General features: G+C 60.3%; 24 protein-coding genes. 10 read left to right on the plus strand and 14 right to left on the minus strand.

The annotated features are described in order from the left end of the window. Positions 1-64 precede the first annotated feature (64 nt). From panC to PLO63_06950, 3 genes are read left to right on the plus strand one after another with little or no spacing between them, the layout of a single operon-like run. A complete protein-coding gene (gene panC, locus PLO63_06940) occupies positions 65-949 on the plus strand; it encodes a pantoate--beta-alanine ligase (GenBank protein HOI73868.1) in 885 nt (294 codons plus the stop codon). Positions 950-980: 31 nt separating this feature from the next. Then, positions 981-1,340, plus strand: coding sequence for an aspartate 1-decarboxylase (locus PLO63_06945; GenBank protein HOI73869.1), 360 nt, complete (start codon positions 981-983; stop codon positions 1,338-1,340). A 53-nt stretch (positions 1,341-1,393) separates the two neighbouring features. Continuing rightward, positions 1,394-2,056, plus strand: coding sequence for a hypothetical protein (locus PLO63_06950; protein HOI73870.1), 663 nt, complete (start codon positions 1,394-1,396; stop codon positions 2,054-2,056). 29 nt (positions 2,057-2,085) lie between these two features. Here the strand turns inward: PLO63_06950 and PLO63_06955 are convergent, their stop codons facing one another. Both PLO63_06955 and PLO63_06960 read right to left on the minus strand, forming a co-directional pair. Beyond that, entirely contained in the window at positions 2,086-2,910 is an 825-nt protein-coding gene (locus PLO63_06955) for an alpha/beta hydrolase (GenBank protein HOI73871.1), read from the minus strand. Positions 2,911-2,932: 22 nt separating this feature from the next. Continuing rightward, complete coding sequence (locus tag PLO63_06960; protein HOI73872.1) at positions 2,933-3,445, minus strand: CYTH domain-containing protein; 513 nt, start codon at positions 3,443-3,445, stop codon at positions 2,933-2,935. 202 nt (positions 3,446-3,647) lie between these two features. Here PLO63_06960 and PLO63_06965 point away from each other — a divergent pair, with 202 nt between their 5' ends. Together PLO63_06965 and cydB are read left to right on the plus strand one after the other, a co-directional pair. After that, a complete protein-coding gene (locus PLO63_06965) occupies positions 3,648-4,991 on the plus strand; it encodes a cytochrome ubiquinol oxidase subunit I (protein ID HOI73873.1) in 1,344 nt (447 codons plus the stop codon). Position 4,992: 1 nt separating this feature from the next. Next, entirely contained in the window at positions 4,993-6,021 is a 1,029-nt protein-coding gene (cydB, locus tag PLO63_06970; protein ID HOI73874.1) for a cytochrome d ubiquinol oxidase subunit II, read from the plus strand. Between the two features lie 200 nt (positions 6,022-6,221). On the opposite strand, the gene PLO63_06975 is transcribed toward cydB, so the two are convergent. From PLO63_06975 to PLO63_07015, 9 genes are all read right to left on the minus strand, one after another. After that, complete coding sequence (locus tag PLO63_06975) at positions 6,222-6,443, minus strand: hypothetical protein (GenBank protein ID HOI73875.1); 222 nt, start codon at positions 6,441-6,443, stop codon at positions 6,222-6,224. 326 nt (positions 6,444-6,769) lie between these two features. Continuing rightward, positions 6,770-8,902 (minus strand): sigma 54-interacting transcriptional regulator, encoded by a 2,133-nt coding sequence (locus PLO63_06980; protein HOI73876.1) that lies wholly within the window; start codon positions 8,900-8,902, stop codon positions 6,770-6,772. 25 nt (positions 8,903-8,927) lie between these two features. Beyond that, positions 8,928-9,443, minus strand: a complete 516-nt coding sequence (locus PLO63_06985; protein ID HOI73877.1) for a cyclic nucleotide-binding domain-containing protein — start codon at positions 9,441-9,443, stop codon at positions 8,928-8,930. 34 nt (positions 9,444-9,477) lie between these two features. Further along, positions 9,478-10,644: an ion channel gene (locus tag PLO63_06990; protein HOI73878.1), complete on the minus strand. Its 1,167-nt coding sequence runs from the start codon at positions 10,642-10,644 to the stop codon at positions 9,478-9,480. A gap of 36 nt (positions 10,645-10,680) precedes the next feature. Further along, entirely contained in the window at positions 10,681-12,720 is a 2,040-nt protein-coding gene (gene fusA, locus PLO63_06995) for an elongation factor G (GenBank protein HOI73879.1), read from the minus strand. Between the two features lie 18 nt (positions 12,721-12,738). Further along, entirely contained in the window at positions 12,739-13,353 is a 615-nt protein-coding gene (locus tag PLO63_07000) for a GerMN domain-containing protein (protein HOI73880.1), read from the minus strand. Positions 13,354-13,361: 8 nt separating this feature from the next. Then, positions 13,362-14,129, minus strand: a complete 768-nt coding sequence (locus tag PLO63_07005) for a tetratricopeptide repeat protein (GenBank protein HOI73881.1) — start codon at positions 14,127-14,129, stop codon at positions 13,362-13,364. A 22-nt stretch (positions 14,130-14,151) separates the two neighbouring features. Further along, entirely contained in the window at positions 14,152-14,727 is a 576-nt protein-coding gene (locus PLO63_07010) for an HD domain-containing protein (protein HOI73882.1), read from the minus strand. Further along, positions 14,727-14,948 (minus strand): hypothetical protein, encoded by a 222-nt coding sequence (locus PLO63_07015; GenBank protein HOI73883.1) that lies wholly within the window; start codon positions 14,946-14,948, stop codon positions 14,727-14,729. Before PLO63_07015 ends, PLO63_07010 begins: the two co-directional genes overlap by 1 nt. A 268-nt stretch (positions 14,949-15,216) precedes the next feature. Here PLO63_07015 and PLO63_07020 point away from each other — a divergent pair, with 268 nt between their 5' ends. Next, complete coding sequence (locus PLO63_07020) at positions 15,217-16,845, plus strand: D-aminoacylase (protein HOI73884.1); 1,629 nt, start codon at positions 15,217-15,219, stop codon at positions 16,843-16,845. A 15-nt stretch (positions 16,846-16,860) separates the two neighbouring features. Here the strand turns inward: PLO63_07020 and rfaE2 are convergent, their stop codons facing one another. From rfaE2 to rsfS, 3 genes are read right to left on the minus strand one after another with little or no spacing between them, the layout of a single operon-like run. Next, complete coding sequence (rfaE2, locus tag PLO63_07025) at positions 16,861-17,349, minus strand: D-glycero-beta-D-manno-heptose 1-phosphate adenylyltransferase (protein HOI73885.1); 489 nt, start codon at positions 17,347-17,349, stop codon at positions 16,861-16,863. 36 nt (positions 17,350-17,385) lie between these two features. Continuing rightward, the gene (locus PLO63_07030) at positions 17,386-18,159 is read right to left on the minus strand and encodes a ComF family protein (GenBank protein HOI73886.1); all 774 of its coding nucleotides are present in this window, start codon (positions 18,157-18,159) and stop codon (positions 17,386-17,388) included. Next, positions 18,156-18,557 carry a ribosome silencing factor gene (gene rsfS, locus PLO63_07035; GenBank protein HOI73887.1) on the minus strand — a complete coding sequence of 134 codons (402 nt, stop codon included), beginning with the start codon at positions 18,555-18,557 and terminating at the stop codon, positions 18,156-18,158. Before rsfS ends, PLO63_07030 begins: the two co-directional genes overlap by 4 nt. Positions 18,558-18,753: 196 nt before the next feature. Here rsfS and PLO63_07040 point away from each other — a divergent pair, with 196 nt between their 5' ends. The 4 genes from PLO63_07040 to PLO63_07055 all read left to right on the plus strand — a co-directional run bounded on the left by PLO63_07040 (position 18,754) and on the right by PLO63_07055 (position 22,731). Beyond that, positions 18,754-19,560 (plus strand): sugar phosphate isomerase/epimerase family protein, encoded by an 807-nt coding sequence (locus PLO63_07040; GenBank protein HOI73888.1) that lies wholly within the window; start codon positions 18,754-18,756, stop codon positions 19,558-19,560. Between the two features lie 175 nt (positions 19,561-19,735). Then, entirely contained in the window at positions 19,736-20,140 is a 405-nt protein-coding gene (locus PLO63_07045; protein HOI73889.1) for a hypothetical protein, read from the plus strand. Between the two features lie 83 nt (positions 20,141-20,223). Then, the gene (locus PLO63_07050) at positions 20,224-20,481 is read left to right on the plus strand and encodes a hypothetical protein (protein HOI73890.1); all 258 of its coding nucleotides are present in this window, start codon (positions 20,224-20,226) and stop codon (positions 20,479-20,481) included. 747 nt (positions 20,482-21,228) lie between these two features. Beyond that, the gene (locus PLO63_07055; GenBank protein HOI73891.1) at positions 21,229-22,731 is read left to right on the plus strand and encodes an ATP-binding protein; all 1,503 of its coding nucleotides are present in this window, start codon (positions 21,229-21,231) and stop codon (positions 22,729-22,731) included. Positions 22,732-22,736 lie beyond the last annotated feature (5 nt).

Raw genomic sequence — 22,736 nt, forward strand, 5'->3', positions numbered from 1 at the left:
AGCCAAAAGCAAACCAGGCCTCCCGTCTCGCGACGGCGAGGCTTTTTTTATTGGGATGGAACGAATGATCCAGATCATCGAAACGGTTCGGGAAATGCAGGCTTTCTCGGATTCGCTCCGGCGGCAGGGAAAGACGGTTTCCTTCGTACCGACCATGGGCTTTTTTCACGAAGGGCACCTCGACCTCATGAGGGAGGGGCGCCGGCGGGCCGACTGCCTCGTGGTCAGCATCTACGTCAACCCGACCCAGTTCGGCCCCACGGAGGACCTGGACCGCTATCCCCGGAATTTCGACAGGGACCGGGAACTGGCCGAATCGGTCGGAGTGGACGTCATCTATTTCCCGTCGAACCGGGAGATGTATCCCCCGGGCTATCAGACCTATGTGAATGTGGAGGAAGTCACCGACAACCTCTGCGGCCTCTCGCGGCCCGGGCATTTCCGGGGCGTCACCACCGTCTGCTGCAAGCTCTTCAACATCGTGAAGCCCCACCTGACCGTCTTCGGCAAGAAGGACTTCCAGCAGCTCGCAGCGATCCGGCGGATGGTGGAGGACCTCAACATGGACCTGGAAGTGGTGGCCATGCCGACCACGCGGGAGTCCGACGGGCTTGCCATGAGCTCCCGGAATACGTACCTGAAGCCGGAGGAGCGGGAGTCCGCCCTCAGCCTTTCCCGCTCCCTCAAGATTGCCCAGGAACGGTATGCCGGCGGCGAGCGCGACGCCACGTCCATCCTCGCGGAAGCGAAATCCTTCATTTCATCCCACCCCTTCACGAATATCGACTACGTGCAGATCTGTGACGCCGCGACCATGAAGGATGTGGAGCGGATCGAGGGGATCTGCGTCATGGCCCTTGCCGTACGGGTGGGAAAAACAAGGCTCATCGACAACTCCGTCTTCGGAGAGCCCCTGGACGTGCCGACGCCCGGGACGCCGAAGGCGTAAAAAAAGAATCCTTTCGAACAAGGGGCGCGTCATGCAGCGGTTCATGCTGAAATCGAAGATCCACCGGGCCACGGTCACCGATGCGGACCTTCACTACGAGGGCAGCATTACCATCGACGAGAAACTCCTGAAGGCGGCGGACATCGTTCCTTATGAGAAGGTGGCGATCTACGACGTCGACAACGGGGAACGGTTCACGACCTACGCCATCACCGGGAAGGCCGGATCGGGAGTCATTTGCCTGAACGGCGCGGCGGCCCGCAAGGTCTCCCGGGGCGATCTGGTGATCATCGCCAGTTACGTCACGGTGGATGATGACGCCGCGCGAACGTGGACCCCCAAGTGCGTCTTCGTGGACGAGAAGAACCGGATCAAGAAGCGCAAGAAGTGACACGGTCCGCCGATTTGCCCCGCCGGAAGGATCTCAAGCCTGCCGGCGGATCCATGAAACAGCTTTCCCTTCCCTTTGCATCCGGTGAGCGGGACCTCCAGGAACGCCTGGAGACCTGCCTGCGCCGTCCCGTCCATCTCGTCCTTACGGACAATCACGTCTCGATGATCCGCGTCCGGACCGACGCCGACGGCGTCCGGCTCCGCCTGCACCGGATCTTTCTCGATGCCGGGGACGACGTCCTCCGGGAAGTCGCCCGTTTTGCCCGCACCCGGAAAAACCCCGGTCGCCTCATCGGCGATTATATCCGCGACCGGCTTCGGGACCGTCCCGAACAGGCTGCACGCGCCGTCCGCATTGAACCGCAGGGCCGGCACTTCAACCTCCAGGCCGCATTCGACAGCCTGAACAGGCTTTATTTCGACGGCCGCCTCTCGGTTCCCATCACATGGGGCCGGGGAAAGGCGTCCCGCCGCGTCCGGCGCCGGATCCTGGGAAGCTTCAGCAGCCGCACCGGAACCATCCGCATCCATCCGTGGCTGGACCGGAAGACGGTTCCCCTCTACGTATTGGAGTACGTGGTCTATCACGAGATGCTCCATGCCGACATGGGGGCGGAGATGAGGAATGGGCGGCGGATCGTTCACTCCGCGGAGTTTCGCCGCAGGGAGCGTCTCTTCATCCGCTGGGCTGAGGCGGAGGCCTGGAGAGGGTAGGGCCGGCTGCATCGCCGGATGGTGCCGCCTTACGGAATTTCCGGGTGGGGGATCGGGGTGCCGGGATCGCCGGCGAGGCCGGAAAGGAATCCCAGGAGGACTTCGTTGAAGGTCTCCGGCTGATCGATCGGTGTCAGGTGGCGCGACTGCCGGATCACGGCCAGCTCCGCACCGGGAATCCGCCGGGTGTACGCCTCCTTGAGGGAAACGGGCGTGTAGTCCTGGTCCGCTGTGACAATCAGGACGGGGCAGCGGATCTCCCCGATGCGATCGGCCACGCTCCAGCCGGTGATGGCCTTCATGGAAGCCAGGTAGGCCCGCCGGTCGTTTTCCGCCCAGCGGGCGATCAGGGTGTCATGCAGGTCCTTCTGGTGCGGCTCCGGAAGCAGCATGTCCGCCAGGATGGCCCCCATCTTCCGCATTCCCAGGAAACGCACGATCAGGCGGCGGAGAAAAAACGCCCGGCGGTCCCTTGCATTCGTGAGAACCATGGCCGGACCGCTGTTGACGACGGTCAGGCTTTTCACGAGCGTCGGCTCGTCGACGGCAAGCTGGAATGCCGTCATGCCCCCCATGGACAGCCCCACGACGTGGGCCGGTACGGTCCCCACGGCCTTCAGGAATGCCGCCGCATCCCCGGCGAACTGACGCACGCTGTAGGGCCCCCGCGGCTTGTCGGTTCGTCCGTGACCCCGGTTGTCGAAGGCTACGACCTGGAAGCAGCGGGAGAAGAACTCCATCTGCCTTTCCCAGTCGCGGGTGCTTGACCCCAGACCGTGGAGAAACACCAGGGGCTCACCCGCTCCCGAGGCCTCGAAATAGACATTCAGGTCGTTCACACGGACATGCGGCAAGGTTGCCTCCTTCTGTACCCGTTTACGTTTCAGTTCGGGATGCGGTCTCTCCGGACGGATTGCCGTTTGTCTTCCAGAGCCGGTAAGGGTTCCGGGCGAGGTTCACATTGAAATAGCGGGAATCGGTGGAGACTTCCCTGCCTGCCCAGGGGGGCTCCGACACCGGCTGATCCTCCCGCTCCAGCTCGACCTCCGCCAGGATCAGGCCGTCGTTGTCCCCCAGAAACTCGTCGATCTCCCAGATCAGGCCGCCATACCGGACCTGCCGGCGCCGCTTCTCGATCCACGGCCGGGGACAGAGCCGCTCCAACATCTCTTCCGCGTCGGCTCGCGGGATCGGATATTCATATTCGAGGCGGGTCAGCCCCGAGAGGAGGGACTTAACCGCCAGGAAGGCATGTTCCCCGCAGATCCGGATCCTGACGAGACAGGCCGGATCCGACTTGAGATACCCTTGGCGATACAGGACGCCGTTATCGTCCGAACGCCACGAGTCGCCGCAGACAAGGTATTTTCGCTCGATTTCACGGGCCATGGGGGGCTGCTCCAGGATCGTATTCTGTAAGTCCTGATCCATGACGGACGGGCATGAGTGATCCATACGGGATGAACCGGGGTGTGTCAAGGGAGGCAAATCATTTCGACCCCCGGTCCCAGACCGGACCGGCAGGCTTGCAAAACCAGAACTCTCCGTTTATCATGGCTTCGCTGTTCGCTTCCCGAGGAGGTCGGTCCCGATGGACGTTCTTGCGCTGAGTCGCCTGCAGTTCGCCGCCACGGCGGGTTTTCACTTCCTGTTCGTTCCGCTGACCCTGGGATTGTCCATCCTGGTGGCCTTTATGGAGAGCCGCTGGGTCGCCACGGGAAACCCGATGTACCTGAGGATGACCCGCTTCTGGGGCAAGCTTTTCCTCATCAACTTCATCCTCGGCGTCGTCACCGGACTCACCATGGAGTTCCAGTTCGGCATGAACTGGGCGGAATACTCCCGTTTCGTCGGCGATATCTTCGGTGTCCCGCTGGCCATCGAGGCGACGGTGGCCTTCTTCCTTGAGTCGGTGTTCATCGGACTCTGGATCTTCGGCTGGAACCGAGTTTCGAAGGGCGTGCACGCCTTTGCGATGTGGATGGTCGCCTTCGCCACGAACCTGTCGGCCCTCTGGATACTCCTGGCCAACGGCTGGATGCAGCATCCGGTGGGTTACGTGATTCGGAACGGCCGGGCGGAGATGGTCGATTTCTGGGCCCTGTTGACCAACAGCTATGCCTGGTGGAAGTTTTTCCACACGGTGCTCTCGGGGTATGTCGTGGCCGCATTCTTCGTCCTGGGGATCTCGGCCTGGCATCTGCTCCGGAGGAACGAAAGACCCCTCTTCACGGCCTCCTTCCGCATGGCAGCAGTCTTCGGCCTCGTCAGCTCCCTTCTCCTGATCGGTGCAGGGGATTTCGCCGCCAAGGACGTGGCGAAGGCCCAGCCGACCAAGCTGGCCGCCATGGAATCCCACTGGGAGACCGGGAAGGCCGTGCCCTTTTACCTGCTCCTCGTTCCCGATGCGAAGAACGAACGGAACGCCGTCCAGGCCATCCCCGTTCCCGGCGTCGTCAGTTTTCTCTCCTTCGGCGATTTTCAGGCCGAGGTGAAGGGGCTGAAGGATTTCCCGAAAGAGAACCGGCCGCCCGTCATGGAGGTCTTTGTCAGCTTCCGGCTGATGGTCGGTCTCGGGGGGCTCTTCGTGCTCCTGTCGGCCTTCTCCCTCTTTCTTGCATGGAAAGGCCGGATCGAGGCGTACCCATGGTTCCTCAAGATCCTGTTCTATGCCATCCCGCTTCCCTACATCGCGGCCCAACTCGGCTGGGCGGTGGCGGAGGTGGGCCGCCAGCCGTGGCTTGTCTACGGTGTCTACAGAACCGCTGAGGGCGTTTCCAGGAACATTTCAACGGAGCAAGTACTCCTGTCGGTGATCGGTTTCACCCTGTTTTACGGATTCCTTGGGCTTCTGGATATTTACTTGCTGGCGAAATTCGCCCGGAAGGGGCCGGATCCCCTGCGGGTGAAGGCAGCCGGCCCGGAAGGGGCATGATATGGAATATCAGGTGATCTGGTTCGTTTTGTGGGGTTTGTTGTGGGCGGTCTATTTCATGACCGACGGATTCGACCTGGGTGTGGGAATCCTGCTTCCGGTGCTGGGTGGTGACGACACGGATCGCGGGGTGATGCTGCACACGATCGGACCCGTCTGGGACGGCAACGAGGTCTGGCTCGTGACGGCGGGCGGCGCAACCTTCGCCGCCTTTCCCGGGGTCTACGCCCTGCTCTTCAGCACGCTCTACACACCCCTGCTGCTGGTGCTGTTCGCCCTCATCGTTCGGGGGGTGGGACTCGAGTTCCGGGGGAAAGGGACGACGGAATCCTGGAAACGGAGATGGGACACGGCGATCTCCATCAGCAGCACGCTGATCGCGTTTCTCTTCGGGATTACCTTCGGAAACCTGTTTTTCGGACTCCCCATTAATGCCGACGGGTATCAGGGTGGAGTAGCCGGGCTTCTGAACCTCTATGGAATCCTGACGGGGCTTCTGTTTCTCCTGCTCTTCTCCGTTCATGGAGCCCTGTGGCTTGCCTGGAAGACCGACGGCGCCCTGGCCGCCCGGGCGGCCGATTTTGCAGGGAAGGCGTGGGCCGCCCTGGCGGTCTTCCTGTTCCTTTTTCTGTTCTACACCGCTTCAACCACCGGGCTCGACCGCAATTTCACCGCCTTCCCGATCCTTCTCGGATTCCCCCTGGCGGCGCTGGCGGCCTTGGCGGGCATTCGCTTCTTCATGGGGAGGGGCCATTTCCTGGGGGCATTTCTCGCCTCCTGCGCCGCCGTTCTCCTGACGGTGGCAACCGGCATCGCCGGGCTGTACCCGAACCTGGTACCATCCCGGCTCGATCCGGCTTTCAGCGCTACCGTCTTCAACGCCTCCTCCAGCCCGTACACGCTGAAGATCATGACCATCGTGGCGCTGGTGTTCGTCCCGATCGTCATTGCCTACCAGGTCTGGGTCTACCGTGTTTTCCGACACAGGGTAAGTGCCTCGGAACTGGCAAAGGATGAAGACGGGTACTGATGGGATGGGGAGGGTGTGAAAAAGAGATAAAAAAAGGGCGGATGGAAAAGGAGGGAACCTGAAAACCATCCGCCCATATTAAACTGGGAGGTACCCGGTAACCTATGCCTCCCAGAATCGATTTAGGGGGTCGGTGGGTGGAAAGGAGGGAACAGAAACCACCCACCGATTAAAAACAATCATCACACTCGGCAGTCGCGTCAAAACGTCTCTGGAAGAAAAAAACGGATGCTCTGCTCTTTCGGAACAACTCCTTTCTTTTCCTCACGCTTTTCGTTTTTCTTACCGCTGAACGCCCCGCCTTCTGCAGACAGGAAAAATTCTTCTTCTGTTAACCCTTGACCGTTACTCTGAATGACCGAAGAAACCGAATCGAGGTCCGAACTCTTGCGCTTCTCTTTGTCCGTTGAACTCTTTTGCATTCGTTGCCGGATTCTTGTTTTCTTTTATCTCCCAGTGGTGCTCGGGTTTGTTTGATGATGGTTATCGCAATTTCGATGCCAGAAGAGGGAAATGCAGGGGGAAAAGGTTGTAGATCTCATAACATGTTGAATATGCTTGTGTAATATTTAGAATGGGATTGTGTGAAAGGGGGTTGGTTGCAGGGAAGCAGGCACGCGGGCACAGGCTTGAGGAAAAAATCGTGCGATTAACGCACGCTATTTTTCCGGATATTCCTTATTTATTTGTAAATAAAGACAATATAGATCATGTGCGGAATATGAACAGGTGTGCGAGTATCGCACGTTCATTGCGGCTGCTTATTATGACCGAGGAGCTTCTTTGCCTCGCGTATGAATTTGTATCTTGATATTCCAAGTAATTTAGAGGCCTTTGCTTTGTTTCCTCCGCATCGGTCCAGGGCTTGTGCAATGATTTTCTCCTTGATGTCATGGGCGATCTTTTCCACGACCTCGTCATAGTTGATTCCGCCCTGGGAGATCTCAGGGAAAAAATTCTCCAGGGAGATCTTTGGCATTCCCGAAGGCGATACGGATTTCATTTCCATGGGCAGGTCAGCCACGGTAATGAACGGCCCGATCGTCTGCAGGATCATCACCCGCTCGATGATGTTCCTGAGTTCCCGGACATTGCCGGGCCAGGGATAATTCAGGAGGACATCCTGGGCTTCCTTGGTGAATCCACGGACGTTCTTTCGGAATTTTCGATTGAACTCATCCACGTAATACCGGGCCAGAAGCAAGATGTCCGCTTTCCGCTCGCGAAGGGGGGGCAGTGCGATCGGGACGACACTGATCCGGTAAAAGAGATCCTCTCGAAACTCACCGTCGGCCACCATTTTCGTGAGGTCCCTGTTGGTGGAGAAAACGAACCGGACGTCAATGGGGATGTTTTCCGTACCTCCCAGACGGCGGATGTGCCTGTCTTCCAGCATGCGGAGGAATTTTGCCTGCAGGGGAAAGCTCATGTCGCCGATTTCGTCCAGGAGCATCGTTCCCCCCTGGGCCGATTCGAGAAGACCGATCTTCCGCTTCTTGGCATCCGTGAAGGCCCCCGCCTCGTAACCGAAAAGCTCGCTTTCCAGGAGGGGTCCGGGAATGGCGGCGCAGTTGACGTCGACGAAAGGCTTCCCCTTGCGGTTGCTCTGGCGGTGAATTGCCCGGGCGATCAATTCCTTCCCCGTGCCACTTTCCCCGCGGACCAATATGTTCGTGTCATGCTGCGCGATGTCCTCGATCATGTGGAAGATGTTGATCATCTGCTCAGACTTGCCGAGGATGTTGTGGTATCCCAGCAGAATCTCCTGGTTTTCGCGCAGTTTCTCCACCTCCGACTTGAGGGTTTTCGCCTCCAGGGAGAGGATGGAGTGCATAATGGCGTTGTCGTAGGTCGTGGCGGCGTTCTTTACGAGAATGTCCAGAAGGTTCATGTGGTCCGGGGAGAAGCTCCCGGTTTTTTTCGCCAGGTACAGGGCGCCGCGGAACTTGTCCCGGATGTTGAAAGGGACGGCGATCTCCGACGGACAGTCTTCGTAGAGCGGCTTCACGTCCAATCCGGCCGGATCGGTGGACACCAGGATCGCATTGGACTCCAGAGCCTTGCGGATCAGGCCGTTGCCGATCTTCTCGTTGCAGGTCGCCTGGTCGTGGATGAAGACCGTCTCACCGTCGCTGATCAGGCACCGTTCCTTCACCACGTCCAGGAAATAGACGAGGATCTTTTCCGCCGCGGCGATGCGGAGGGCATTCACGATCATGATGTCCATGATCCGGTGGTCCAGCGTGTAGCTCTCGTTCATCTCGGTGACGGCCTGCTCCAGGACCAGGAGCTGGCGGATCTTCTCGGCATTGGTCTCCAGGAGCCGGGTGGCGTGAATGATGATGCTGATCTGGCTGGCGTAGGTGAGGAAAAGGCGGATCTCCTCCGTGAAGAAGGTGACGTGCTCGCGGCTGAACCCGGCGAGGATTCCGATGACCTCCTGGTCGATTTTCAGGGGGGCGATGAAGATGGACCCCTCATCCATGATCTTCGTCAGGTATCGGTCCAGGTCGGTGACGCGGTCATCATTGGCCACGTCCTCAATGGTCATGAGTTCCCCGGTCAGGGCCACCTTCACGGCCATGCAGTCGTCCTTCTTGATGTCCAGGGGGGCGGAGAAGACACGGTTGCGCTCCTCCGGCGTGTAGTTCTTCATCACCTTGGCGTGGAGAAACCGTTTCGTTTCGTCGAAGAGACGGATGATTCCCCGGTCGAATCCGATGGTGCCGACCACTTCGTCGAGGATCCTTTCCAGAATTTCGTCAACCCGGGAGGGGGTGGTGAGGAGTGCGCTGATGCGAAAAATGCTGGCCAGGACCTTGTCCTTGTCCAGGATAGGCTTTGACCAGCGTTCCGCAGGTGTCTTGCCTTCGGTTTTCATGGCAGCGTAATCCTGTCGCTCCCTTTCAGGTCTGCTTCAAGATGATGCTGAGGGCCGTGGTCAGCTTGATGGTGTCTTCGTCGGCCTTTCTCAGGCGGCTGCTGACGATCCGGGCCAGATTCAAGGCCACCCTGTATCCTAGGTCCGTATCCTCTTCGGCGAGCCGCAGGAAATCGTCCTTGCTGATTTCGTACAGCACGCAGTCCGTGAGAGCGGTGATGGTGGCCGTCCTTTTCTGCTTCTCCAGGAGGGCGATTTCCCCAAAAACGGCATGGTCCCGGGCACTCAGACGAGTGAAGACCTTGCTCCTGTCCGTTGTGTCGTCCTCGTCCATGCCCGGAAGCACGAGGCTCTTCACCACTTCGACCGTCCCGTCGAGGATGATGTAAAGAGAATCGCCTTCATCGCCTTCCCGCATGACGGTTTCCCCGCTCTGGAATGTCACGCGCCGGGAGATGTTGATGAGCTCGCGGATCTGCTCCGGTGTCAGCTCGCGGAAGAGTTCCGGTTCCTGCAGGAAGGATATTCTCTCGTCGTTCATGGCCGGCTTTCCCTCGGTTCGGTGTCGCCGCGGCTCAACTGTGCCGGGGTTTGTTCCGGGACAGGATTACGGCATGGTCGTTTGGGGCAATCGGATAACCGCCGTCGGGATTGATGGTGAGTTTCGCCTCGTCCTGTTCGTAGAGGAAATCCTTTTTCGACTCCCGGATCTTATCCCTGATGAAGCTTTCGATGACGGAGGTATTGTCGGAGAGCAGGTCCTCCAGCCTCACGGCGGCCTTGTCCCGGACGATGCCCAGGAGGATGGCTCCATGGGAGTCCCGGTAATGATCCGCCAGTTCGCGATACGGTTTCCCGACAAAGGACCGGGGGATATCGACACGCCAGAGCTTGTTCGTGTCTCCCAGGGCCATCAGGTTTGAAAAGATCCTGGGAATTCCCGGTGAGTCGACGGCGCTGGCCATCAGCGCGCCGATGTGTTCTCCCCGGACGATGATTTCATCGACATGGGCTCGTTTCAGGCTGGCCTTGTTCTCGCCGTTGAGGAGCTCGGCGATGATCCGGATCCGGGGATTGATGGAACGGATGGTCATGGCCGTCAGCGTCGTCCGCTCGTCCACCCGGTCCCGGGGATGGCCTCCCGACAGGTCCGCCATGAGGATCGCAAAGGCGGCCCCGGGAATGTTGGCCCGCATCAGAACTTCTTCCTGGACGAAATTGCCCCGGATGAACTTCAGGTTGTGGTATTTCAGGCGCAGGGGATCCAGATCGTCGGGGGACAGTTCGTTGATCAGGACCAGCGGCTTGTCTCCCGCAAGTCCCTGCCGGATCAGGCCGTTCAGCAGTTCCTCCGTATGCTGGTTCCATCCGCACAGGACGATGTGGTTCCTTTCCTTGAACGTATCCAATCCCTTTCCCTCCATGATCTTCCGCTCGACGAAGAGAGACGCGATGGTGGCCGTGAACAGGGACATCAGGCCCACCCCCGACAGGATGACGAGGATTCCCACCAGTCGGCCCCCGACGGAAACGGGATACTTGTCGCCGTACCCGACGGTGCCCATCGTGACGATGGACCACCAGAGCGCATCCCAGACCGAGGTGATGTTCGCCTCCTGCCGGAGGTGCTCGAAGTAGTGGACCGCCAGGGCGGAGAGCACGACGACGCTCAGAGTGAGCAGGGCGACCTGGACGGCGGGAAGGCTGTACAGGCGTTGGAGTTTCTTTCCCAGCGCTTTCATGGTGGCAGTGGTCCTCCGGAGCGGTCGTGCACCCGGTTACGATCCGCTTCTGCCGAACTCGAGAAAATGCATGGAGAAAGTTGCCCGTCCCTGTGTGGCGGAACGGAGATCGGTCGAATATCCGAACATGGCCCGCAAGGGTACTTTCGCCCGGATTTCACTGATGGGTCCCCTCGGTGTGATGGCCTGAACTTCCCCTTTCCGGGAATGGATGTCGCCGATTACCTCGCCCATGAATTCCGATGGGGACAGGATGTCGACCAGCATGACCGGTTCCAGGAGCGCCGGCTCCGCCTGGGTGAATCCTTCGCGGAACGCCGTGGAGGCGGCGATCTTGTAGCCGAGCGGGGAGGACTCGCTGTCCCGGTAGGCTCCTCCCAGGAGGGTGACCCGGACATCGATGACCGGGTAGCCGGCCACGGTTCCGCTGAACAGGGCTTCCCGGATTCCCTCGATGAGCGCCGGGTGGAACTCTTCCGGTACCTGGGCGGGATCGATCCGGTTTATGATGTCATTGCCCATTCCCCGCTCCAGGGGTTCCAGGCGGAGCCGAACGGATCCATAATGGCGCCGGTCCCCCAGTTCCTTCTCGAACACTCCGTCCAGCTCCAGGCTCTTCTGAATGGTTTCCCGGTAGACGACCCTGGGCTTGCCCACGTTGACATGGGCGTTGAACTCCCGGGTCAGGCGGTCGATGATGATCTCCAGGTGCAGCTCTCCCATGCCAGAGATCACGGTCTGGGCCGTCTCTTCGTCGTACTTCACCCGCAGGGTGGGGTCCTCGTCCGCGAATTTGGCCAGGGCCACGGAAAGCCGCTCCTGGTCCGCCGGGGTTTTCGCCTCGATCGCCTGGCTGATGACCGGTTCGTAGATGTCCATCGGCTCCAGGAGGATCGGATGCCCCTCGTCGCAGATGGTATCCCCGGTCGCGGTTTCCTTGAGCCCCACGACGGCGATGATGTCGCCCGCCTGGGCTGTCTCGAGGCGCTCCCGCTTGTTGGCGTGCATCTTCAGCAGGCGGGCGATCTTTTCCTTCTTTCCCTTGCCGGCGTTGTAGATCTCGCCACCGGCCTTGATCTGGCCGGAGTAGATGCGGAGATAGGTGAGCTTCCGCCCCTCGTCGAGCTGGACCTTGAAGGCCAGGGCGCACAGCGGTTCCGAGGCGCTGCTGGGTCGCACCTCTTCTTCCCGGGTCACGGGATGATGGCCACGCACGGGGGGAACGTCCACGGGGGAGGGGAGATACTGGACCACAGCGTCGAGCAGCGGCTGGATGCCCTTGTTCCTCAGCGCGGCGCCGCACATCACCGGCACGGCCTTCAGCGAGAGCGTCGCCTGGCGGACGGCGGCATGGATTTCCTCCTCGCCGATTTCCTCGCCGGCCAGGTATTTCTCCGCGATGCCGTCATCCAGGTCGGCCAGGATCTCGATCATCCGGTCCCGGTGCTCCTGCATGGCCCCGGCGAATTCCCCGGGGACGTCCTGGATGGTGAAGTTCTGGCCCTGGGTGCTGTTGTCCCAGGTGACGAACCGGCGGCGGATCAGATCGACGATGCCCTGGAATCCGTCTTCCTGTCCTGCGGGAATCTGGATCGGCAGGGGCAGGGAGTGGAAACGCTCGCGCATCTTGTCCATGGTGCGGAAATAGTCGGCACCGACGCGGTCCATCTTGTTGACGAAGGCGATCTTCGGGACACCGTACTTGTCGGCCTGGTGCCAGACCGTTTCCGACTGGGGCTCGACGCCGCCGACGGCATCGAAGACCACCGCGGCCCCGTCGAGAACCCGCAGGGACCGCTCCACTTCGATGGTGAAATCCACGTGGCCCGGCGTGTCGATGATGTGGATCTCGTGGTTTTCCCAGGTGCAGGTCGTGACCGCCGCGGTGATGGTGATTCCCCGCTCCTGTTCCTGGGGCATCCAGTCCATGACGGCCTCCCCGTCATGAACCTCGCCCATCTTGTAGGAGCGGCCCGTGTAATAGAGAATCCTCTCCGTCACGGTGGTTTTCCCCGCGTCGATGTGGGCGATGATGCCGATGTTCCGGATTCTGGATAATTTCGTCTTGACCGACATGTCCGTTCCGCCGGGATCTCAGGACTTGGCGCCGGGCGCCGTCAGGTCGCGCGGAGCAAAGGGCTTCCGCGTGTCGATATGTCCCCGGATCGATGCCAGTTCCTTACCGTCGAGCATGATCCGGACTCTCTTGATCGCGGGGACGTTTGTGCACAGTGAGTTCGTCAGGGAGAAAATGCTTGCCGTTTCGCTCGTCCCGCTCCCTGGATGGGCATTCACGAAGGTCTTGCTGAAACTGACCTCGGCGGTTCCGTCCTGCAGAATCTTGACGCCCTGGACGTCCGCCTTCGCCGGCAGCGTGGGGGTGTTGCCCGTCTTCGAGCCGGCCAGGAGGGCCTTGACGATTTCCCGGGCCTGTTCTTCGTCCGTCGCCTCTTTCGGAACGAACCGTTTCTCCGGGACCAGGAAACGCTCGTTCGCATCCGAGAAGTACAGGGTTACCTCCCGTTTCTCCTTCCTCTGGGCCGTTCCCTTCCCGGAGGTCGGGAAGAGGGCATCGAACAGGGTGACGAAGAAAAAGATGAGGAGGCCCACAATGGCCAGCGCGGCGGCGGAAAGGGCAAGGGTCCGCCAGCCCTTTTTCTTTTTGCGGGTTCGGACTTCGTTTGATCGCTTCTGTTTCTTGGATGCCATGGAAGGCCTCAGCGTGAAAGGAGTTTCAGGAGTTCTCTCGCCCGGGTGGCGAAATCCGTATTCGGTGCCTGCTGGACGACCGTCTCAAGCGACTTGACGGCATCCGCCTTTCTTTCCAGGCGGATCTGGCATTCGCCGAGTTTCAGGTGTGCCTCCGTGTAGGCCGGCGACAGTTCCACCGCTTTTCCAAAGTGACTGACGGCCTTGTCGCACTTGTTCTCCCCCATCCAGACGAGTCCGATGTGGAATTCGACCAGGGGAACGAGATATCCGCCCCGGTCGCGCTGAATGGCCTCAGTGAACATGCGCAGGGCCATTGGATTGTCCTTTTTCCGGACATAGGTGCGTCCCAGGTTGTAGAAGGCAAGGCCCGGGGTTTCGTAAAGGACGTTGGACAGTGCACGGTTGAAGGAGGCGATGGCCTCGTCCAGGCGACCCATGGAATAATAGATCGTGCCGATGGAAACATGAGCTTCCGAGTAGTCGGGCTTCAGCTCCAGGGCTCTGTTGAGGGATTTTACGGCCTCGGCGGGCATGTTCTTTTCCATGTAGATGAGGCCGATGGCATAGTGGATCCGGGGATTGTCCGGGGTCAGCTGCTCCGCCTGCATCAGCTCCTTGAGGGCCGGGTTGAACTGCCCCGAAGTCATGTATGCCAGGGCCATTCGCAGGCGCCGGTCCGATTCCTGTTGCTTTTCCTGGGTGGTTGCGCATCCCCAGAGCAGGAGCGCACAGAGACCCGTGACGATGATGAGCTGGAACTGCTTGCGATGCATGGCTACTCCTCCTTTCGCGGCCTCAGCCCCGGTTGCCGTTTACCCACCAGTCTCCCTTTTCCTTGAACCACCAGTCGGACCATTCCGTCTCCAGAATCGCGGCGGCAAGTTGCCGGCCGTTCTCCGTGCAGAGACGTTTACGGGCATAGGAAATCCATTCCGGACTGTATTTGTTTCCCAGGTCGCCGCATTCCTTCAGGACCAGGATCAGCGACAACTGGTCCGCATCATGGGCGATCAGCGATTCGCGGGTCTTCTTCTCGTTGAATTCCCGAACCGCCTCGCGAATGTCGTCGCCGAAAAAGAGGGTGGACGCCAGGTCGTTTACAGCCTTTTCTTCGTCCACGGTGACATATTTCTTGTTCACGTAATTCATGTCTCCCGTCCGGGCCTCGGGAAGATCGTGGAACAGGCAGATCTGGAGGACCTTGCGGAGGTCCGCCTGGCCGTCCATGCGACAAAGGGTATAGCCGATGAAGAGCGTCCTTAAGACGTGCTCCGCCACGGATTCACCGCCGGTGCCCAGGAACTGGAAGCCCGTCCGGGGCGTCCGCTGGAGCATCCCGACTTCGAAGAGAAAATTGGCGAGGTCTTTCATCAGGATTCTCTTTTGACCGTCCGGATCCGGTTGGCCATCATATCCGCAACCTTGCGGATCTGAAGCTGGAGGGCGCCGACACCCTCGGGCTTCATGGCGGCCAGGCGGTCCAGATGGCCTTTCCAGTATTCCAACTGCTCGATTTCGTGTTCTCTCATCTTCTTTTCGAACTTGGCCTGGATCGCCCTGACAAAGGCATCCTGCTGCGACGGGTCAGCCATGATCTGCCTCCTCGTGATTGCTTTCCGAAGCCGGATCGCCGCGCCGGACGTGGCCGGACGGGCATTCCTCCGGGATTTGTGCAGGCATTCAAGCCGCACCGTATATACCACGTGTGCTTCATCTTGCAACGGGAAGTTTCCGCTATGCCGGGGATTCCGGGCTTCCGACCGATCTTTTCCAACTTTTCTTTTTTCCCGTTTTCTGCTCTATTCAACAATGTCGGGCCGGGAGCGGAACCGGCGCCCTTCTCACACTGGGGCTCTCCTCATGAATCCACAAAAGATGGACAGGGAATTCGATCTCCTCATTCGGGGCGGGCACGTTTTCAACGGGCTCGGGACGCCGGGCCTTGATCTGGACGTGGCCGTCCGGGAGGACCGCATCGTGCTGATTGCACCGGGTGTCGACCCAGGCCGTTCCCGGCGGGTGATCGACGCCCGCGGGAAGGCCGTGTCCCCCGGATTCATCGATCCCCACAGCCACACGGACCTGGAGCTTCTCGTCAACCCCCGGGCGGAGAGCAAGATCCGCCAGGGGGTGACCACGGAAATCGCCGGGAACTGCGGATTCACCCTGTTCCCGCTGGCCGGTGACTTCCTGGAGGAGAAGAAGAGCCTGATGCGGGATCGCTACGGGATCGATCTCACCTGGGGGGACGTGAACGGTTTTTTTGACGCCCTCGCGGAGAGAGGGACGGCCGTCAATTACGCTACATTCCTGGGACACGGCAGCCTCAGGCAGTCCGTGGTCGGCCCGGATGACCGGACGGCCCGCCCGGACGAAATCGAGCGTATGAAGGAGCTTCTCGATCGGGCCATGCAGAGCGGTGTCATGGGCCTCTCCTCCGGCCTGATTTACCCCCCCGGCATGTTCGCTCCCCAGGAGGAACTGATCGCCCTGTGCTCCGTCGTATCCCACTGGGGTGGCATCTATACGACACACATGCGGGACGAGGGGGACTTCCTGGCGGAGTCGGTGGAGGAGGCCATTGCGGTGGCCCGGGCCTCCGGGGTCAGCCTCCAGCTTTCGCACCTGAAACTTGCCTATCCCCGCAACTGGCCCAAAGTCCACCAGGTGCTCTCCCGGATCTCGGAAGTCCGGGCCCACGGGCTGGACATCCTGGCGGACCGCTACCCCTACACGGCCACCTCCACCTTCCTGAGCGTTTTTTTCCCGCGCTGGATCAAGGACGGATCCACCCGGGAAAACCTGATCCGGATCCGGGGCACCGATCGGGAGCGGGAGTTGAGGGAGCACCTGCTCCGGCAGGAGGAGAAGCTTGGAAGCTGGGATAATATCCAGATCGCCTCCGTCCTGACGGAGAAAAGTGGCCGCCTGGTGGGCAAGACAATCCTCCAGGCCGCCCGCGACTCGGGCCGGGATCCATTCGATTTCATCCTCGACCTGGTGATCCAGGAAAATGACCAGGTGGGGATGATCAATTTTTCCCTGAACGAGGAGACCTTCAAGCGCATTATCCTGCACCCCCTGGTCGTGATCGGGTCCGACGGCTGGGCTCTGGCCCCGTACGGGCTCCTGTCCCGGGACAAGCCGCATCCCCGCTCCTACGGGACATTCCCGCGCATGCTGGGCCGCTATGTCCGGGACGAAAAGATCATGTCCCTGGGAAGGGCCATCGAGAAAATGACGTCCCTCACGGCGGAGAAGTTCGGGCTGGCCGGTCGGGGGCGGATCCAGAAGGGATGGTTCGCGGACATGGTCGTGTTCGATCCGGACCGTATCATGGATCGGTCCACCTGGGACGATCCCCATCAATATCCGGTAGGGATCGAGCAGGTCATCGTGAACGGCCGGGTGGTGATCGACGGCGGGGACCACACGGGGGAACTGCCGGGCCGGATCCTCCGTCACGAACCCCGGCACATGAACATCTGAGCGGATCTCGCGGGACTACTTTTTTTCAGAGCCGTAAACGTCGAGAATCTTCCCGATGACGTTTGTTGTCGAGGACCCTTCTGTCAGGGGCACGATCACGACCCGGCCTCCCCGGCGCTCGACCACGCCCCTGCCGACGACCGACTCCGCGCTCCAGTCTCCCCCCTTGATGAGGACATCCGGCTCCAGGAGCGCAATGAGTTCGCCCGGTGTGTCCTCGTCGAAGAGGGTGACATAGTCCACCATTTCCAGCGCCGCCATGACGTCGGCTCGCTCCCCCTCGGGGACGATGGGCCGCCGCTCTCCCTTGATGGAGCGGACGGAGCGGTCGGAATTCAGTCCGAGAACCAGAACGTCGGCGGTTTTCTTCGCTTCCCTCAGATAGCGGACATGGCCGACGTGAAGGATGTCAAAGCAGCCGTTGGTAAAGGCAATCCGCTTGCCCTGCGCTCGAAGTTCCTTCAGTACCTGTCTCAGGCGCTGGCGGTCCAGGATCTTGTTCATGAAATCTCCCTGTTCGATCAATGCCTTTCCGGGATGTCAGGTCTCCCGGCGGCCGTTTTGGACTTTGTCTCCGAGCGGTTGCGGGTTCTCCACAGACCTCGCCAGGGTGAGGACATAGACCTCCCGGGCGCCGGCCCGGAGGAGAACCCGGGCGCATTCCTTCAGGGTGCTCCCCGTCGTGTAGACATCGTCCACGAGGAGAATGCCCTTTCCCCGGATGTGCTCCCTGTCCGCTACGGCAAAGACACCCCGGACGTTTCGCTCCCTCTCCTTCCTGTCGAGGGTCACCTGGGGCTCGGAGGCGACGGGTCTCCGGAGCGAACGGGCGTCGAGGGGGATGCCGTGTCGCTTCCCGACGGCTCCCGCCATAAGCAGGGACTGGTTGAAGCCCCGTTGCCGCAGGCGCTTTCGATGCAGGGGAACCGGAATGACAAGGGACGCCTCTCCGATCCGAAAACCCGGATAGTCGCCCGCGGCCATGAGGTGTCCCAGGGGCGATGCCAGGCGGGACTGCTCCCGGTATTTGAGCCGGTGGATCATCGCCATCAGGACCCCGTCAAAACGTCCCAGGGAGCGCGCGGCGGCAAAAGGGGGAGGGCTGATCAGGCAGGAGCCGCAGACATGATCCTTTTCGACGTCGGAGGCGAAGGGTTCCCCGCAGACCGTGCAGAGGGGTGACCGGATATAACCGATTCCGGCCCGGCATCCTTCACAGATGGCGAAGGGCGCCCCTTCTTCCAGATTGCCACCGCAGGAAAGGCAGCGGGGCGGGAAAACCAAGTCGGCAAGGCCCGCCAGGAAGGACCTCAACGTGCCGGGGCCTCCTCGATGGTATCCAGATGAGTCGTCTCATCGGGGACTTTCCATTGCGATGCCTCCGACCACAGGCGCTCCAGGTCGTATAACTCCCTCACGGTTTCATAGAAGATGTGGATCACCACGTCTCCATAGTCCATGAGAATCCAGCGCCCGTGCTTTTCCCCCTCGATGCCCAGGGGACGGATCCCCCTCTCCTTCAGGTATTCCTGCACGGCGGAGCAAACGGCCTGGACCTGCCGGTCCGAGGTGCCGGTGCAGAGGATGAAATAATCCGTGAAGGAGGAGAGTTTCCTGACGTCCAGAATCGTCAGGTCTTGTGCTTTCTTGGTCAGGCAGGCGTTGACGCAGTGAAGGGCCAGTGTTCGGGAGTCGTTCTGCTCGGGGGCCAATCGAGTCTCCTTTCCGAAAGTCCGGAGCGGTATCCGGGGGCCACCGGCATCCCATCCAGACGAAATCACTTCGCATTTTTAATAGCAGCCCCGGCACTTGCTGTCAACGCAAATCTCCCCGTCCCCCTTTTGGACAATTCCGGGCGGTTATGATAAACGACCTCACGGTGCGCAAGCGGCCGACGGACGGAGGATCATGAAGAGTATTCTCGATAAGATTCACATCCATGTCCCTTTTTCACTCCTGAAGGAGAGCTACCTGGATCTCATGATCGGGGAGGGCATGCAGCCGGAGATATCCTTCAGCCATGTCGTGCTGGACGCCTTCGGGAAGGATGATTTCGAACATGTTGCCGGCCGTCTCCGGGATGCCGGGGTGCCCGTCACGTTTCACGCCCCCTTCATCGACCTGCGGCCGGGAGCGGTGGATCCAGGGATCCGCCGCGTCAGCATCCGGCGGATCGAGCAGGTGTTCGAGCTGGTTCCCCTGTTTCGCCCCCGGGTCGTGGTCTGCCATCCCGCCTTCGATCCCCGGTACTACATTTCCCAGGAGGGGGCCTGGCTGGAGGCGAGCATCCTGACCTGGCGGCACTTCGAGGCCCTGGCCCGAACGAGCGGAACAAGGATCGCCCTGGAAAATGTCTATGAGACCCACCCGGTTCAGCTGGAGCCCCTGCTGGCGGCCCTGGATCCGTCGGTATCCTGCTTTTGCTTCGACACCGGTCACTGCAACGCGTTTTCCGAGTCGTCCATGGTGGAATGGATGGACGGCCTGGAAGGGTTTCTGGGCCATGTTCACCTCCACGACAACCTCGGACAGACGGACCAGCATCTTCCTGTTGGTGAAGGCAATTTCCCCTTTCCAGCGTTCTTCGCAAGGCTCCGTACACTGAGGACCAGGCCGCTCATGACCGTGGAGGCCCACTCGGAGCAGAACCTCCGCCGGACCCTGGAGAGCATCCGGGCCATGAGGCTTCTCGATGGCTGGGATGCTGGTGCATAATTCCCCAGCATGCGGGGAATAAGTCAGCGCCCGTTCCGCCTCCATCCCGCGTCGGATCCTTCCTTCCTGAAAAAATATCCATAACGACAGATACTTGGCGCGATCGCCGGGTTTGTCCCGCTGTGGCATGACTGTTGCCTTACGATCTTCAAACCGATACGGAGGCAACTGTTTCGTGAGACGTCTGGTTGTACTGGTGATCGCCACGGCCCTCGTGATGTGCGGAATGGGAATTGCCGCCGAACAGGTCTCCAAACCGGCCATGAAGGCCGAACCGATCAAGGCTGCCCCCGGAAAGGCAAAATCCTCGAAGATCACGAGGATGCACGCCAGCGGCGTCGTTGTCGAGGTGACCGGGACGACGATCCGGATCGAGCGGCCGGTCAAGGGGAATTCGGCAACCGTGGAGACGATGGAATTCATCCTTGAAAAACCGGCTAATGTAAAGGTGGGGGACAAGGTAACCGTTTCCTACGTAAAAAAAGAGAATCAGGACGTGGCCATCCGGGTGACAAACGCGGTTTCCGGAAAGAAGGCGGACGCGAAGGGGAAGCCTGGAGCGCCCGTCCCGTCGAAGTAAGGCGGATTCAAATCGTATGGGACTGTTCCTCTCCGGGAGGAACGGAAACATAAAACAAAATTCCATGAAGGAGGTACAAGTAGATGAAACGTTTGGTTCTGTTGCTGGTTGGGTTGGTGTTCCTCTTCACGACGTCCGCGATCGCAGCGGAGAAGGCGGCTGCCCCGGCGAAGGCCGAGCCCGCGAAGGTTGAGGCGAAGGCCGATGCGAAGGCAGATGCCAAGGCTGATGCCAAGGCAGACAAGAAGCCCGCCAAGAAGGCCAAGAAGGCCAAGAAGGCGAAGAAGGCCGAGAAGAAGGCCGAAGAGGCGCCCGCTCCCGCCGCTGCCGACAAGAAGTAAGTTCGAAGCGCGATATCAAGAAGTCATTTGAATGGAAAAGGGGACAGATTTTGAATCTGTCCCCTTTTCTTATGTGGGATAGAGCGACGGATTCCAAATCCGATCCTCCTTCCTTTTATTTTCTACTTTTTATAGAAAATCAGGCGCGGATAACGGCTTGCATGTGGGAGCGAAGGCTTCCCTCGCGCTCAGAAGCGTTTTTTCGACCCTGCATCGTCTCGCTCCGCTGCAAAGTCATAACTCGCGCCCAGGGGCGCTCAGACAGATGACTTTGCGGGCGCTGCGCTGCGACGGCAGGGTACCCCGAAAAAGCCGCTATTCGCGCTCCGGGAAGCCCGCCTCTCCGGCTGACGTTCGCGGGGGCGCGACCGGGGGTTCCCAGAGGAGCGATCAGAAAACGTTTCCGGACCCCAGGCTCATCGGTTTCAGAAGGCGAAGAAAGGAAACGTTTTCGCGACGGCGGGAGCCCCCGTGGCAGCCCCCTGCGCCATCCCCCTCGAAACTGTGGGCAGTGCCCGATCGGAAAAATGTCAGCGACGGCGGCACGCCCCCGTGGCAGCCCCCGCGCCCCGATGAGAAGAGTAAAAAAGGAAGGGAAGCGAATTTGAAATCCGTTCTCCTTCCTATGTGGGACGCCGGATTCCTGTCGAGACAGCCCGATACCCCCTCATGCCATGCGGATCCTGTTGCATCCGGGGCCTTTTGTGATAAGGAACGGCAAAACGGAATCAAATCCCGGAGAGACCCGTGACCGTCCGCGTTCGCATTCTCGTGGTAACCTTGGCCGGCCTTGTGCTGGCGATGTCCGTCTGGGGATGGATCCAGCTCCGGGTCCTGGAACGGATTCTTTTCGAGCAGCAGATCAAGAGGCTCTACGACGTCGCCGAGACCGTTCACACCTATTACCAGCACTTCCCGACACGGCGGGGGCTGTCCGCCCTGGATGTCACTCTCAAGGACCTGATCCAGGCTGACCTCCGCTTTGCACGGATCGACATCTTCACGATCGACCGCAGCCGGAAGGACGCGGATTACGTAGCCGGAGCAAGCAGACTCCAGTATGAATGGCCTGAAGCGGAGATCCTTTCGTCTCTGGAGCAGTCCGTTCCCAAGTACACCGAGTTGACCACCGACAGTGGCCCGGCCCTCGGTCTCCTGTATCCGTTTACATCCGACGGGGAAGGTCCGATCGTGGTGGGGGTCATTTCCTTCTCCCAGTCCCGGGGGGAGATTCTCTCCCGAGCCAGAATGCTGCTTGTCTACAGCACCGCCGGCCTCCTGGTCGGGATCCTCCTGGTCCTGGCCTTCATCTACGGATGGATCATCGATCGGCCCCTCAAGGTCATCGTGGATGCCATCGACGAGTTCCCGAGGGAGCAATATGTAAAACGGATCTCCGCCGACTGGAAGGACGAGTGGGGATATGTTGCGGAGCATTTCAACTCCATGGCCGACGAGATTCAACGCGCCCATGGGGAAAACCAGGAGCTGACCCGCAGCCTGGAGCAGCGTGTCCAGGATGCCACCTCCAAGGTGGTCCAGCTGACGAAGCAGGTCAACCAGCTCCAGCAGCTCAACGCCCTGGGGTACCTGACGGCGACACTGGCCCATGACCTGGGAACCCCGCTCCACTCCATTGCCGGCATGGCGCAGCTGCTCCTGGAGAGGGACGGATGGCCGCCGGACGTGAGCCGAAAACTGGAGTTGATTGTCCAGCAGACCCAGCGGCTGAACCTCGTCATCAAGAACATCCGCCGGGCCACAAGGCTGCCGGAACCCCACGTGGAGGCCATGTCCGTCCAGGACCTCTTCGGAGAGACCTCCGCGCTTGTGGAGCCGCTGATTCAGAACACCGGCGTCACGCTGACCGTGAAGATCGAGGAGGGGGTGTCCGTGCTTTATCTGGATCGCCACCGGGCGCAGACAGCCCTGTTCAATCTCATCCAGAACGCCCTGGAAGTCATGCCGAAGGGAGGCTCCATCGTCCTGGCCGCCTGGCCCTCACCGGAAAGGGGCGCCGTGGCCATGTCCGTCCGGGACGATGGGCCGGGCATTCCGCCGGAGTTGCATGAAAAGATTTTCGAGCCGTTTTTCAGCACCCATACCGACGAAGGACTTCGAGGACTGGGATTGGCGATTGTCCAGGATATCGTAAAGATGCACGGGGGGGAGATCGAACTGAAAAGCCGTCCCGGGGAAGGGACGGAGGTGATCCTCTTCTTCCCTGTCGTCGAGAAACCTTCCGCCTGATCGTT

This window comes from Syntrophales bacterium, assembly GCA_035363115.1.
In the GTDB taxonomy this organism is placed as follows: Bacteria; Desulfobacterota; Syntrophia; order Syntrophales; family PHBD01; genus PHBD01.